Origin of the sequence: Shimia sp. R10_1 (assembly GCF_017744095.1) — a bacterium.
Taxonomy (GTDB): Bacteria; Pseudomonadota; Alphaproteobacteria; order Rhodobacterales; family Rhodobacteraceae; genus Shimia.
Genome location: NZ_JAGHQX010000006.1, coordinates 186,447 through 199,724, shown reverse-complemented (window position 1 = coordinate 199,724; position 13,278 = coordinate 186,447). Strand labels below are relative to the sequence as shown.

Below are 13,278 nucleotides of genomic sequence, written 5' to 3'. Positions count from 1 at the left end.
AGCGCCCGTCGGGGTTGTGATGGCTTCCCAAGCGGGCGGGGCGCAGATAAACAGCAGCCAGCGAAGGAGTGAAACGCATGTCAGAAATTCAGCCGCAGCCAGGTGTCTTGGACATTGAGTTGTATGTTGGCGGTAAAGCCACAGTTGAAGGTGTGAAAGACGTTGTAAAGCTGTCCTCCAATGAGAACCCATTGGGATGCAGCGATGCGGTGGCAGAGACCCATGCCAAAACGGGGTTCAATCTGCATCGGTATCCTTCGACCGATCATGCGGAGCTGCGCGCGGCGATTGCTGAGGTACATGGATTAGATGCGGATCGCATCATCTGTGGCGTGGGCAGTGACGAAGTGCTGCAGTTCATCGCGCAAGCCTATGCGGGTGTGGGCGATGCGGTGGTTTATCCGGAGCACGGCTTCTCCATGTATCCGATTCTGGCCAAGATGGTGGGCGCAAAGCCTGTCGCCGTGGCGGAGCGGGAGCGCGTGGTGGATGTGGATGCCATTCTGGCGGCCTGCACCGAGCGCACAAAGATTGTGTTTATCGCCAACCCGGCCAACCCAACCGGCACGATGATTGGCGGCAATGATTTGGCGCGTCTGGCCGATGGGCTGCCCAAGGGCTGTATTCTGGTACACGACGGGGCTTACACGGAATATGTGCAGGGCTTTGACGGCGGTGCCGGGCTGGTCGAGGCGCGCAGCAATGTTGTGATGACGCGCACCTTCTCCAAGATTTATGGGCTGGGCGGATTGCGCGTGGGCTGGGGCTATGCCTCTCAAGAGATTGTCGATGTGCTCAACCGCGTGCGGCAGCCGTTCAACCTGTCCAACATTCAGATGAAGCTGGCCGAAGCGGCGGTGCGCGATCAGGAATGGGTCGCGAAATGCCGGGCGGAAAACGCGCGCCTGCGGGCGTGGCTGGCAGAAGCGCTGATGGAAATTGGCGTGCCGTCTGACACCTCCTGCACCAACTTCATTCTGGCGCGGTTTGCCGATCAGGAAGAGGCCGAGGCGTGCAATGCCTATCTGGCCACGCAGGGGCTGATTGTGCGGCAGGTGGCGGGCTATGGCTTGCCCAACTGTCTGCGCATCACCGTGGGCGATGAGCCGAGCTGTCGCCGGGTCGCCCATGCGATTGGCCAGTTCAAGGGCGGCGCGCGATGAGTGCGCCCGTCTCTGCACCGGTTTACAACCGCGTGGCTTTGATCGGTCTTGGCTTGATTGCCTCGTCGATGTTCTGGGCCATGAAGCGCGCCGGGCTGGCGGGTGAAGTGACGGGTTATGCCCGCTCAGAAGAGACCCGAGAGACCGCGCGGCGGATTGGCCTGTGTGATCGGGTGTGTGACAGCGCGCCAGAGGCCGTGGAAGGTGCGGATCTGGTGGTGCTCTGTGTGCCGGTGGGCGCGATGGGCGCTGTGGCCGCAGAGATTGCACCAGCATTGGCGCCGGGCGCGACGGTGACGGATGTGGGCTCTGTGAAGCGCCATGTGATTGACGCGGTGGCCCCGCATCTGCCCGACGGCGTGCATTTTGTGCCTGCCCACCCGCTGGCGGGCACCGAGCATTCTGGCCCGGAAAGTGGCTTTGCGGAGCTGTTTGACAACCGCTGGTCCCTGTTGGTGCCAGTGGAGGGCAGCGCGCCTGAAGCGGTCGCCAAGCTGCGCGCGCTGTGGGAAGGCATGGGGGCCAATGTTGATGAAATGGACGCCGACCACCATGATCTGGTGTTGGCCGTTACCAGCCACGCGCCGCACCTGATTGCCTATACCATGGTGGGGGTCGCGGATGATCTGCGCCGGGTGACGGACAGTGAAGTCATCAAATATTCTGCGGCGGGGTTTCGGGACTTCACCCGGATTGCAGCCTCTGATCCGACCATGTGGCGCGATGTGTTTCTGACCAACAAAGATGCGACTCTGGAGATTTTAGGGCGCTTCACCGAAGAGCTGTTTGCGCTGCAACGGGCGATCCGTACCGGCGATGGGGATCATTTGCATGATTACTTCACGCGCACGCGGGCGATCCGGCGTGGGATCATTGAGGCGGGACAAGATACCGCTGCGCCAGACTTCGGCCGGGGCGCGCCAAGCACATGAGGCGTGGGGCGGGATATCTTCTGGGTGTCCTGTCTTTGGGCGCGGTGCTGACGATCACGTCGGTGGCGCAGGCCAATGCGCCTGAGCGGAGTTTGCGCCCCGTCACGCGGCTGATGGTATTTCCCGCGGCGCTGCCCAGCTTTGCGCCTGCGCACTCTCTGCGGCCGGTGGTGCGGCCCGGCTCAGGCAATGTCGTGGCCAATATTGTGCCGGTGTCTGCCTCTGTGCAAAGCTCGTTGGCAGCGCTCGAGCCAACCACCCAACCGATCCCCGCCCGTGTGACGCGTGAGGAAAAGCGTGCGCGCAAGGCCGCAGGCATTGGCAAAATCTGCCGGGATCGCAAGCTGATTGGCAAAGAGGTGCCGCCGGTGCCTGCGAAACTGCCGGGGTGTGGCATTCGGCGTGGGGCGGTCAAACTTTATGAAGTGGATGGTGTGGCGCTCAGCACGCCTGCGGTGATGACCTGTGACACAGCCAAAGCGCTGAAAAAATGGGTCGACAAAGGTGCCAAGAAAGCGGTGCGCAACTACGGCGGCGGCATTGATACACTGAAGGTGGCGGCGGGGTATTCCTGCCGGACGCGCAACCACAAAAAGGGCGCAAAGATCAGCGAGCACGGCAAAGGCAAGGCGATTGATATCTCTGCGCTGGTGCTTGAGAACGGGGACACGATTTCCGTGTTGCGCGACTGGGGCAAAGGCAAGCGAGGCCGCATTCTCAAGAAGATGCACAAGAGTGCCTGCGGGCCTTTTGGCACGGTGCTTGGCCCCAATTCAGATCGCTATCACCGCGACCATTTCCATTTTGACATCGCGCGCCACCGCGGCGGGCCTTACTGCCGTTAGATCAAGACACTATTGCAGGACAATCCGTGGGGCAGGGCCGATGGGCAGTGGCCCAAAATGTGTCGTGCCCCGTTTGAACGTGAGCGGAATGTCGAGTGTGTTGGCATTGCCGGAAAGCCCTGCAACAAAGCCAAGCGCCTGTTCCAGTGTATCCACAATGGAGGTTGGCACATGTTCGGACTGGCGGGCCACGGCGAGCATGTCGCGCCAGTTGACTGCGCGGATGGTCACCTCTCCGGTTGGAATGCCAATGTCATCTATGGTCACGGAACCGGCGGCGTTAAGCTCCAGATCGCCCCAGATGATTTCGGCCAGAGTGAGATCGAGTGCGATGGGCTGTGGCCGATCTTGTTCGATGGCGGTGCGATCCCATGGGCGGGTGAACTCTGCGGTCAGGTCTGCCTGAAAGCTGGAAAAACTGCGTGGCAGGTCAATCTCGTCCGGCAGGTTGAGCAGGGATGTGGGAGCAAGGTCGTCGGCTTGAAACGCAAGGCGATAGCGCGCGGGGCTGTCCTCTTGCCGATGCATGGCAAGTTTGACGGCGCTGGCGCGCAGTTCCCAATCCGTTGAGGATTGTATTGCGAGACCTTCAATGGCCAGATTGCTGCGCTCTAGCGTCAGATCGGTCCCCGGCGTGAGAACCAGAGAGGCGCGCATGTCGGCGGTGCTCACCGTAAGCTTTTCCTCGGGCGTGGACACAGTTTGCGTGTTGGGCCAGACGGCGATCACATGGTGTGGGCGATAGGTAAGCGCGAAGAACTGAAAAAACGGTGCATCCCAGGCGATGCTGGTGTCTGGATCTGCCAGGCTGAGATTGGTGAGCGTGCTGTCCAACCGGCTGGGGAAGCCGCGCACAGAAAGATTTTCATATTCTGCGACCCAGCCATCGGACTGGCGCGCCTCAAACCATGCAGGGACACCCTTGGAAACGCCCCAATATCCGGCAAGCCAGAAGCCAGACCAGGCCATTGCGGCCAGTGCGATCAAACCTATCAGACGTTTCATCATGGCTGGCCCTTTCTCCTTGATGCAGTTTCGTGTTTATAGGCGCAAAGCCAGTAGGACCAGAGGCAGCATATGTGGGTATTTGGATACGGGTCGCTTTTGTGGAACCCCGGTTTTGAGGTCGCCGAGCAGGCGGTGGCGCGGCTTGATGGCTGGCATCGCAGTTTTTGCATGCGCTCAATCCATCATCGCGGCACGGTAGACCACCCCGGCCTTGTGCTGGCGCTGGATGCAGAGGTGGGCGCGCATTGTCAGGGGCTGGCGCTGAAGGTGGCTGACGGGCATGAGGCGCGCACGTTGGACTATCTGCGTGAGCGGGAGCTGGTGAGCTCTGCTTATTTGGAAAAGACCCTGCCGCTGACCCTGACTGATGGGCGAAAGGTGGAGGCTGTGACCTATGTGATCGACCCGGATCACGTGCAGTATTGTCACCTTTCGCTGGCGGAGCAGGCACAGATTATTTCCACCGCCGTGGGCGGGCGCGGGCCAAACACCGATTATTTGCACAATACCGCCAGCCATCTGTTTGAACTGGGTATTGAAGATGCAGATCTGGCCTGGTTGTCCCGCGAAGTCAGCAGAATGACCACAGCCTAAGACCTGCGTGATCTGAGGGCGGGAAATGCCTTGGCACTTGCAGGAACACTCAGTAGGGTGAGCGCAGAAAAAACAAGTGTCAGGATCCGTCCTCATGGATCAGCCGGACCGCAAAGTCGAGCCGCATTTCTCTAAACCCACCCTCCAGATCCTCCAGATGCTGGTGGTCTTGGTCTGTGTGGCGGGCGTTGGATACTTGGCGTTGCCAAGTGTGTTGCCTGTGTTTCAGGCCAATCCAGAGCTGAACGGATTTATCATTCTGGTGTTCCTGTTTGGTGTGGCCGCCACATTTGCGCAGGTGCTTTCCCTGTTTCGCTCGGTGCGTTGGATCGAAGGCTTTGCCGGGCTGCGCGATGGCTATGATCCCAATAGCCCGCCCACATTGTTGGTATCGCTTGCGAGCCTGCTGCGGGAGCGGGGCGCGCATGGGCAGATTTCCTCCTCGTCATCGCGCTCTATCCTGGATTCGGTTGCGACCCGCGTGGACGAAGCGCGCGAAATCACGCGCTATGTTGTGAACCTGCTGATTTTCCTTGGCCTGCTGGGCACGTTTTACGGGCTGGCGACCACCGTTCCGGCGGTTGTGGACACCATTCAGAGCCTCAATCTGACCGATGGCACCGCGCCACTGGATGCCGTGGGCAAGATGATGGAAGGCCTGAAGAGCCAGCTTGGCGGCATGGGCGTTGCTTTTGCCTCCTCTCTGCTTGGGTTGGCGGGGTCTTTGGTGGTTGGCTTGTTGGAGCTGCTGGCGAGTCACGGGCAGAACCGGTTTTATGGCCAGCTTGAAGAGTGGCTGAGTTCGATCACGCGGGTTGGTTTCTCATCCGGAGAGGGTGACGGCGGTGACATTCAGGTGCTGGGCGCGGCGTTTGAGCATATGTCGGGGCAGCTCGATCAATTGCGCGAAACCATGATGGCCACGGCTCAGCTGCGCGGTGAAGAGGGCGCCATGAGCGGTGGCGAAATGGGCGCCTTGATTGCGGCGGTGGAGCGCATGGCCGATCGGGTTGAGGCACAGACCCCTGCCAACGACGTGTTGCTGCGGTTGGCAGAGGGGCAGGAGGCGCTCCTTGCGAAGCTCAGCGAAGGCGGTGGCTTGGGCGAAGGTGGCATAGATGCGGAAAGCCGGATGCGGCTGCGCTCGATGGATGTGCAGATGCTGCGCATTCTGGAAGAGATTTCTGCCGGGCGTCAGGAAAGCATGGCGGAGCTGCGCACGGAGCTGAGCGGTATTTCCCGCGTGCTGCGGCGGGTGGCCAAAGCGCAGGAGGCAGAGCCTGCGACGCAGAGCCACAAGGTGCAATTGAAGCGGCCACCGATTTCAAAAGGTGGGCAGGAGGGCTAAGGCATGGCCCTCTCGCGGCGTACAGGACAGCGGTTTCAAGCCTCCATTTGGCCGGGATTCGTGGATGCGATGACCGGTCTTTTGCTGGTCTTGATGTTTGTGCTGACGATTTTCATGATCGTGCAGTTTGTGCTGACAGAAACCATCACCGGGCAGGAAAACGAGTTGGACGCGCTTCAGGGCGAAGTGGCGGCGCTGGCGGATGCGCTGGGGCTGGAGCGCACGCGCACGCGGGATCTGGAGGCCGAGCTTGGCGGGTTGACTGCGACGCTGACCGATCGTGACAGTCAGGTGCGAGAGCAGGAGGCGCTGATTGCGGCGCTGACGGCCACGCGAGATGCGCAAGGCGCCGCACTTGAGCGGGCGCGGGCGCAGATCACGAGCTTTGAGGCGCAGGTGGCGACCTTGCTGGCACAGCGCAATGATGCGCAGGCCGCGGTCGCAGCGCTGGAAGATGTACGCGACGCGCTTGAGGATGAGCGGGCGGCGCTGAACCTCGCGCTCGCGGCAGCGCGTGATGAGATTGACGCGGGCGTTGAGGCGGCGCGGCTGGCGGCTGCGGAAGCTGATGCCATGGAGGCGTTGATTGACAGCCTGCGCACTGAGGTGGCTGAGGGGCAGTTGCAGATTGATGAGCTGGGTGCGGAAGCGGATCGGCTGGATCAGGCGTTGACCGCAGAAGAGCAACAGCGCCTGCTGGAGGCTGCCGCGGCGGAAGAATTGCGTAATCGGCTGGAAAACGCGGATGCGGAACTGACCGCGATGACGCTGGCGCTTGAGGCGCAGCGCCAAGAAGCCGAGGACACGCTCACGCTATTGGCGGCGGCAGAGGCGGCGCGTGAAGATCTGGACCTGAAACTGGCCGCGGCGCTTGTGGACGGGCAGGACGTGGGCGCGGATCTGGCGGAGGCGGTGCTGAAAATTGCAACGCTTGAGGCAGAGCTAGAGAATAGTGACGATGCTGCGGCCTCGCTGAAGGCGGAACTGGCGGCGGTGCTGCTGGGGCTTGAGGAGAACCGCCGCACCGTGAGCGATTTGCAGGCGCGTCTGGTGGCGGAGGTGGCTGCGCGGGCGACGGCAGAGGCGCAGGTGTCGCAGCGCTCTGGCGATCTGGCGGCGCTTGAAGCGCAGCTGGCGGAAGCGCTGGCCGCGAAACTGGCGGCGGAAACCGATGGTTCAGAACGCGCAGCGCAGGTTGATGGGCTGACCACACGCGTGGCGGAGCTGGAGGATCAGCTGGCCGCGGCGGTTGCGGCACAGGTGCGGGCACAGGATGGCGGCACGGATCTGCGCGCGCGTCTGGCGGCGGCTCTGGCAGCGAAAGTGGCGGCAGAGCAGCAGTTGCGGGATCGTGGCGACGTTCAGGAGGCGCTGGCGGCGGCACTTGCTGCACAGCGGGCGGCAGAGGCCGCACAGGCGGAAGCTTTGAGCGAGGCGGACCGGCGTGATTTACTGCTGTCAGAAGCCAATAAGGCGCTGTCTGAGGAAGAGGCGCGATCCGCAGAAAGCGCGCGCCAGATTGTGGCGCTGAACCAGCAGATCGCGGCGCTGCGCACGCAACTTGGGCAGTTGCAGGGCATTCTGGATGAATATGCGGATCGGGATGCGGCTGCGCAGGTGCAGCTTGAGGCGCTGGGATCTGATTTGAACGCGGCGCTGGCACGGGCGGCTGCCGAAGAGCGGCGGCGGCGGCAGCTGGAAGAGGCTGAGCGCAAGCGGCTGGAAGAAGAGAAGATCGCACTGGAAGCGGAGGCCGCGGCGCTGGCGGCGGAGACGCAGGATCTGGCGCAGTACCGCTCCGAGTTCTTTGGACGTCTGCGCAATGTGCTTGGCGCGCAGGAAGGGGTGCAGATTGTGGGCGACCGCTTTGTGTTTTCCTCGGAAGTGCTGTTCCCGCCGGGTGGTGCGCAGCTGTCACCGGAAGGTCAGCGCGAGGTTGCCAAGGTGGCGGGCATTCTGCAGGGCGTGGTGGATGACATTCCGGCAGAGATCAACTGGATCCTGCGGGTTGATGGCCATACCGATGATGTGCCGATTTCAGGCGGCGTCTTTGCTGATAACTGGGAGCTGAGCCAAGCGCGGGCGCTGTCTGTGGTGCGCTATCTGATTGAGGTGCTTGGTCTGCCGCCCACGCGCTTGTCGGCCAATGGCTTTGGTCAGTATCAGCCTGTTGACCCTGCGAACTCTGAGGAGGCGCGGGCGCGCAACCGGCGGATTGAGCTGAAGTTTACAGAGAAATAGGGGTGGCCGCTGTCAGGCGGTTACTCGATCAGCAGTGTTGTTGCGGACTGACCAAGCACTGCGCCGTCGCGTTTGAGTTGGATTTCACCCTGATAGGTGCCTTTGAGCCAGCCTCCTTGGGGCGTGCGCCGCCCACCTGCGCGGAAATACTGTGCCTGTGTGCGCTCCAAAATCACTGTGTCGTTGAAGACTTCGCCCTGTGGTCCGGTGATTTTGAACACCATCGTGTCGCCCGGACGGCTGCCGAAAGCATGGGCAAACAGCACAAGCGCCTTGGCTTGTGCCGGCATTCTGTCGCGTCCGGCCATGCCATCCTTGATCATGTCGTAGGCGGGGATGTCGACCTCAAAGCCAATGCGGATCAACCCGCCGGGCACATAGGGGAGTGGGTCGGCCCAGAGTGATGTATGCGCGCCGCCGCAGGTGCCGAGGGTTTCAGAGGAGAAGGGATCAACCACCGCGTCGTTGTGGCGGATAGAGATGTGCAAATGGGGAAACTGAGTGCGGCCAGACAGACCGATTTCGCCCAAGGGCTGCCCGCGTGTGACTTTGTCACCTGTGGCAACGCTGACGGAGCCGCGTTTCATATGGCAGTATTGCGTGACCCAGCCATCCCCATGGTCAATGGCGACGCCATTGCCACAGTCGCGCCCATTGAGTGCGGCGATGCCTTCGGGCGTGATGATGCGGTCTTCCATTCCGTCACGTGTGCCGGTGACCACGCCTTCAGCCGCGGCCAGAATATCGACGCCTTTTGACATGGCTTTCAGGGTGGGGAGGGCAAAATCTGTGCCTTTGTGCCCGTCATAAGACAGCGCGCCGCAGGCGTGATCTTGGTATCCCTCTGACGGATCCTGATCGACGTAGTTCTGAATGAAGCAGGTGGTGCCGAGTTCACAGTCGACAGGGAGTGAAAACGATGGCGCGCCCGCAGCGGGAAAAGCTGCGAGCGCGCTGAGAAGTGTAAGCCCTGTGAGGCGCATCAGTCTGCGGTCAGCAGCGGTGGCTTGTCGCCGGTGATGCGTGGGTTGTCGGGGCCGGACAGTTCCAGCTCCAGCTCGCCTGCTTTGACCTTCACCTTGACCACGCCACCTTTGGCGAGTTTGCCAAAGAGCAGCTCTTCGGCGAGCGGTTTTTTGATGTATTCCTGGATCACGCGGCCAAGCGGACGCGCGCCCATTTTGTCATCATAGCCTTTGTCCGCCAGCCATTGGGCGGCTTTTGGTGTCAGCTCGATGGTGACGTTGCGGTCCATCAGCTGGGCCTCAAGCTGCAGCACGAATTTCTCGACAACCTGCAGGATGGTCTCTTTCGGAAGCGGCTGGAAGGAGATCACTGCGTCCAGACGGTTGCGGAATTCCGGCGTAAAGGTGCGCTCGATCGCGGCGGTGTCTTCACCTTCGCGACGGTCACGGCCAAAGCCGATGGCGGCTTTCGCCTGCTCGGACGCACCCGCGTTGGAGGTCATGATCAGAACCACGTTGCGGAAGCTCACGGTGCGGCCGTTGTGATCGGTCAGCTCGCCGTTGTCCATCACCTGCAAGAGGATGTTGTAGACATCGGGGTGGGCTTTTTCGATCTCGTCAAGCAGCAGCACACAATGAGGGTGCTGATCCACACCATCGGTGAGCAGGCCACCCTGGTCAAAGCCGACATAGCCGGGAGGTGCGCCGATCAGGCGGGAGACTGCGTGTTTCTCCATGTATTCCGACATGTCAAAGCGCAGCAGTTCCACCCCCAGCGTATCGGCCAGCTGTTTGGCGACCTCGGTTTTACCGACACCGGTTGGACCGGCGAAGAGGTAGTTGCCGATGGGCTTTTCAGGCTCGCGCAGACCGGCGCGGGCCAGTTTGATGGCGGAGCTGAGCGCCTCGATGGCTTTGTCTTGACCAAACACCACGCGCTTGAGGGATTTTTCCAGATCCTTGAGCACCTCGGCATCGTCTTTGGAGACGTTTTTGGGCGGGATGCGCGCGATTTTGGCAACCACGGCCTCAATCTCTTTCACGCCAATGGTCTTGCGACGCTTGGAGGCGGCCAGCAGATGCTGCGCGGCGCCAGCCTCGTCGATCACGTCGATGGCTTTGTCGGGCAGCTTGCGGTCATTGATGTAGCGCGCAGACAGCTCCACAGCGGTTTTGATCGCATCGGCGGTGTATTTCACGCTGTGATGCTCTTCAAAGTACTCTTTCAGCCCTTTGAGGATCTTGATGCTGTCGGGCACCGTTGGCTCGTTCACGTCGATTTTCTGGAAACGACGGGACAGGGCGCGGTCTTTCTCGAAGTGCTGGCGGAACTCTTTGTAGGTGGTGGAACCCATGGTGCGCAGCTTGCCGCCCTGAAGCGCGGGCTTCAGCAGGTTGGAGGCATCCATCGCGCCGCCAGAGGTGGCCCCCGCGCCGATCACGGTGTGGATTTCATCAATGAAGAGCACCGCGTCTGGGTGATCTTCAAGCTCGGTCACAACGGCCTTCAGACGCTCCTCAAAGTCGCCGCGATAGCGGGTGCCTGCGAGGAGTGCGCCCATGTCGAGCGAGTAGATGGTGGTTTCGCTCAGCACCTCAGGGATTTCACCCTGCACAATTTTGCGCGCAAGCCCTTCGGCGATGGCGGTTTTGCCCACGCCGGGATCGCCCACCAGAAGCGGGTTGTTTTTGCGACGGCGGCAGAGCACCTGAATGCAGCGTTCGACCTCATGGTCGCGGCCAATCAGCGGATCAACGTCGCCTTTGGTGGCTTTGGCATTCAGATCGACACAGTATTTCGCAAGCGCGCTTTCTTTGCCTTCGCCGCCTTCGGCGGTGCCTTCGATGCGCTGTTCGCCTTCATCGTCGGATCCTGTCACGGGACGGGCCTCGCCAAAGGCGGGATCTTTGGCCACGCCATGGGCAATGAAGTTGACCGCATCATAGCGGGTCATGTCCTGCTCCTGCAGGAAGTAGGCGGCGTTGGATTCACGCTCTGCAAAGATCGCGACCAGCACATTGGCACCGGTGACTTCGGTGCGCCCTGAGCTTTGGACGTGAATCGCTGCGCGTTGGATGACGCGTTGGAATGCGGCGGTGGGCACCGCCTCGCTGCCTTCGATGTCGGTGACCAGATTGGACAGGTCATCGTCAATGAATTCGATCAGGTCGCTGCGCAATTCGTCGATGTTCACGCCGCATGCCTGCATCACGCGCAGGGCATCAGGTTCATCCAGCAACGACAGGAGCAGATGCTCCAGCGTGGCAAACTCATGTTTGCGCTGGTTGGCCTGTGCAAGGGCGGCGTGAATGGCGTGTTCGAGCGTGTTAGAAAATGACGGCACGGTGTGACTGCTCCCTCCGGGTTTAGATGAGGGCGGAACGCCCGCGCCTCATCATAGGGTCTGTACAGTTAAAGTTTGGTCGATTGACGGCGGTCTTCAAGGACTTTCTGTAAATTTTGGCACAGATTGTCGCATGATGCAGCCTCAGGTTGGGTCACTCTGTCGTGAATTGCTGAAGGATTGGGCTGCGGATTGGCTTGTTAGACAAGGTATTTGGTGGGGCCGCTTGCAAATTCAAGGCGGCCCGCTCTCTTGGCCCTTGCGGGATCAAAAATTGTCTTTGCGTTTGCGAATTTCGGTGAAAACCAACTCGGCTGGCGCATCAGCCATGCCAATCGCGGCCTTCAGGGCGGGCTCATGGCTGCGCAGAAAAGGATTCGTTGCCTTTTCGATGCCCAGATTGGACGGAACTGTGAACTTGCCCTCCGCGCGCAGAGCGTCGACTTCCAAGATTCGGCTGGCCAGCGCCGGGTTGTCTTCTGCCAATGAGGCCGCGAAGGCGCAGTTTGATGCGGTATATTCATGACCGGAGCAGACGGTTGTGGTGTCTGGCAAGGCCGCAAGCTTGCTGAGGCTGGCAAACATCTGTGCGGGGGTGCCTTCAAACAGACGACCGCAGCCCATTGCCATCAGACTGTCGCCGGTGAACACGGCCTGTGTATCGGGAAAGTGGAAGGCGATGTGGCCGACTGTGTGCCCCGACACATCAATGATTGAAACGGTTTCACCCGCAAACTCAAAGCTGTCGCCCTCTGCCAGTGCGAGATCCAGATGAGGGAGGCGGTGCGCGTCTGCGCTGGCGCCGATGACTTGCGCAGGATGGGCGGCGAGAATGTCGGCCAGACCGTCTACGTGATCCCAGTGATGGTGGGTCAGAAGCACGTGGGTCAGCTGCCAATTGCGCGCCGACAGCTCTGCCAGAATCGGACCGGGTTCTGGCGCGTCAACCAAAGCAGTGGCGCCTGTGGACGCATCATGCACCAAAAAGGCATAGTTGTCTGACAGGCAAGGAATGGTGACGATCTGATGGGGCATGGAAATTCGCCTCTGCATGGTTATGTTAGCAGTAGATTTGCCGATCAGAGAGCCGGGCGCAATGCATCTTGATGTGCAAGACCTTCGCAATTTCTACTACCGCAGCACTTTGGGGCGCGCGGCGCAGAAGGCTGTGCGCGATGAACTGCTGGAGTTGTGGCCCGAGGCGACGGGGCAGACGGTTGTCGGTTTTGGTTTTGCGGCGCCTTTGTTGCGGCCCTATCTGGCAGAGGCGCGTCGGGTCGTGGCCTTGATGCCGGGACCGCAGGGCGTGATGCCGTGGCCCGCTGGCATGGCGAATGTGTCTGTTTTGTGTGAGGAAACGCTTTGGCCGATTGCCACAGGGCATGCGGATCGTTTGGTGATCATGCATGGGCTTGAGACCAGTGAGCGGCCGAGTGATGTGCTTGAGGAAGCCAGCCGTGTGTTGGGGCCTGGGGGGCGCGCTGTTTTTATCGTGCCGCACCGCTCTGGCATGTGGTCGCGCAGCGATAAGACGCCTTTCGGATTTGGCCGCCCCTATTCCACGGGGCAGCTGGAGGGATTGCTAAAGCAGCATGGGTTCATGCCTGAGCGGCATCGGGCCACTCTGTATCAACCCCCCAGTCATAAACGGTTCTGGCGCAAGACCGGGGCGTTGCTTGAAAGTTTTGGCAAGACCGTTTCGCCGGTGATGGCGGGCGGTGTTTTGATTGTGGAAGCCAGCAAACGAGTCCAGGCGCCCAATGGGCCGGGTGTGGGGACGCGCGTTAAGCGGCCACTTGGCGTTTTGGCACCCAGCCCCGAAGCCGTGCCCGCCTAA

11 protein-coding genes are annotated in these 13,278 nt (G+C 61.0%); 7 read left to right on the top strand and 4 right to left on the bottom strand.

What is annotated here, in order from left to right:
* Positions 1-77 precede the first annotated feature (77 nt).
* From hisC to J7413_RS13105, 3 genes are read left to right on the top strand one after another with little or no spacing between them, the layout of a single operon-like run.
* Entirely contained in the window at positions 78-1,163 is a 1,086-nt protein-coding gene (hisC, locus tag J7413_RS13115; RefSeq protein ID WP_209098893.1) for a histidinol-phosphate transaminase, read from the top strand.
* On the top strand, positions 1,160-2,095 hold the full coding sequence (locus tag J7413_RS13110; protein ID WP_209098891.1) for a prephenate/arogenate dehydrogenase family protein: 936 nt from the start codon (positions 1,160-1,162) through the stop codon (positions 2,093-2,095). Before hisC ends, J7413_RS13110 begins: the two co-directional genes overlap by 4 nt.
* Positions 2,092-2,940: an extensin family protein gene (locus J7413_RS13105; protein ID WP_209098889.1), complete on the top strand. Its 849-nt coding sequence runs from the start codon at positions 2,092-2,094 to the stop codon at positions 2,938-2,940. The genes J7413_RS13110 and J7413_RS13105 overlap by 4 nt, the downstream gene beginning before the upstream one ends.
* A gap of 9 nt (positions 2,941-2,949) precedes the next feature.
* On the opposite strand, the gene J7413_RS13100 is transcribed toward J7413_RS13105, so the two are convergent.
* Positions 2,950-3,948: a DUF2125 domain-containing protein gene (locus J7413_RS13100; RefSeq protein WP_209098887.1), complete on the bottom strand. Its 999-nt coding sequence runs from the start codon at positions 3,946-3,948 to the stop codon at positions 2,950-2,952.
* Positions 3,949-4,017: 69 nt separating this feature from the next.
* Here J7413_RS13100 and J7413_RS13095 point away from each other — a divergent pair, with 69 nt between their 5' ends.
* From J7413_RS13095 to J7413_RS13085, 3 genes are all read left to right on the top strand, one after another.
* Complete coding sequence (locus J7413_RS13095; protein WP_209098885.1) at positions 4,018-4,542, top strand: gamma-glutamylcyclotransferase; 525 nt, start codon at positions 4,018-4,020, stop codon at positions 4,540-4,542.
* Between the two features lie 94 nt (positions 4,543-4,636).
* Positions 4,637-5,890 carry a biopolymer transporter ExbB gene (locus J7413_RS13090; protein WP_209098883.1) on the top strand — a complete coding sequence of 418 codons (1,254 nt, stop codon included), beginning with the start codon at positions 4,637-4,639 and terminating at the stop codon, positions 5,888-5,890.
* Positions 5,891-5,893: 3 nt separating this feature from the next.
* Complete coding sequence (locus tag J7413_RS13085) at positions 5,894-8,131, top strand: peptidoglycan -binding protein (protein ID WP_209098881.1); 2,238 nt, start codon at positions 5,894-5,896, stop codon at positions 8,129-8,131.
* Positions 8,132-8,151: 20 nt separating this feature from the next.
* On the opposite strand, the gene J7413_RS13080 is transcribed toward J7413_RS13085, so the two are convergent.
* From J7413_RS13080 to gloB, 3 genes are all read right to left on the bottom strand, one after another.
* Positions 8,152-9,114: a M23 family metallopeptidase gene (locus tag J7413_RS13080; protein WP_209098879.1), complete on the bottom strand. Its 963-nt coding sequence runs from the start codon at positions 9,112-9,114 to the stop codon at positions 8,152-8,154.
* A complete protein-coding gene (gene clpA, locus J7413_RS13075) occupies positions 9,114-11,441 on the bottom strand; it encodes an ATP-dependent Clp protease ATP-binding subunit ClpA (protein WP_209098877.1) in 2,328 nt (775 codons plus the stop codon). Before clpA ends, J7413_RS13080 begins: the two co-directional genes overlap by 1 nt.
* Before the next feature lie 267 nt (positions 11,442-11,708).
* Entirely contained in the window at positions 11,709-12,476 is a 768-nt protein-coding gene (gene gloB / locus J7413_RS13070) for a hydroxyacylglutathione hydrolase (RefSeq protein WP_209098875.1), read from the bottom strand.
* Positions 12,477-12,537: 61 nt separating this feature from the next.
* On the opposite strand from gloB, the gene J7413_RS13065 reads away from it, so the two are divergent.
* Positions 12,538-13,278 carry a methyltransferase domain-containing protein gene (locus J7413_RS13065; RefSeq protein ID WP_209098873.1) on the top strand — a complete coding sequence of 247 codons (741 nt, stop codon included), beginning with the start codon at positions 12,538-12,540 and terminating at the stop codon, positions 13,276-13,278.

Bases quoted from the DNA above. Each gene is read 5' to 3' on its own strand.
- hisC (WP_209098893.1), top strand. From the start codon at position 78: ATGTCAGAAATTCAGCCGCAGCCAGGTGTCTTGGACATTGAGTTGTAT.
- J7413_RS13110 (WP_209098891.1), top strand. From the start codon at position 1,160: ATGAGTGCGCCCGTCTCTGCACCGGTTTACAACCGCGTGGCTTTGATC.
- J7413_RS13105 (WP_209098889.1), top strand. From the start codon at position 2,092: ATGAGGCGTGGGGCGGGATATCTTCTGGGTGTCCTGTCTTTGGGCGCG.
- J7413_RS13100 (WP_209098887.1), bottom strand. From the start codon at position 3,948: ATGATGAAACGTCTGATAGGTTTGATCGCACTGGCCGCAATGGCCTGG.
- J7413_RS13095 (WP_209098885.1), top strand. From the start codon at position 4,018: ATGTGGGTATTTGGATACGGGTCGCTTTTGTGGAACCCCGGTTTTGAG.
- J7413_RS13090 (WP_209098883.1), top strand. From the start codon at position 4,637: ATGGATCAGCCGGACCGCAAAGTCGAGCCGCATTTCTCTAAACCCACC.
- J7413_RS13085 (WP_209098881.1), top strand. From the start codon at position 5,894: ATGGCCCTCTCGCGGCGTACAGGACAGCGGTTTCAAGCCTCCATTTGG.
- J7413_RS13080 (WP_209098879.1), bottom strand. From the start codon at position 9,114: ATGCGCCTCACAGGGCTTACACTTCTCAGCGCGCTCGCAGCTTTTCCC.
- gloB (WP_209098875.1), bottom strand. From the start codon at position 12,476: ATGCCCCATCAGATCGTCACCATTCCTTGCCTGTCAGACAACTATGCC.
- J7413_RS13065 (WP_209098873.1), top strand. From the start codon at position 12,538: ATGCATCTTGATGTGCAAGACCTTCGCAATTTCTACTACCGCAGCACT.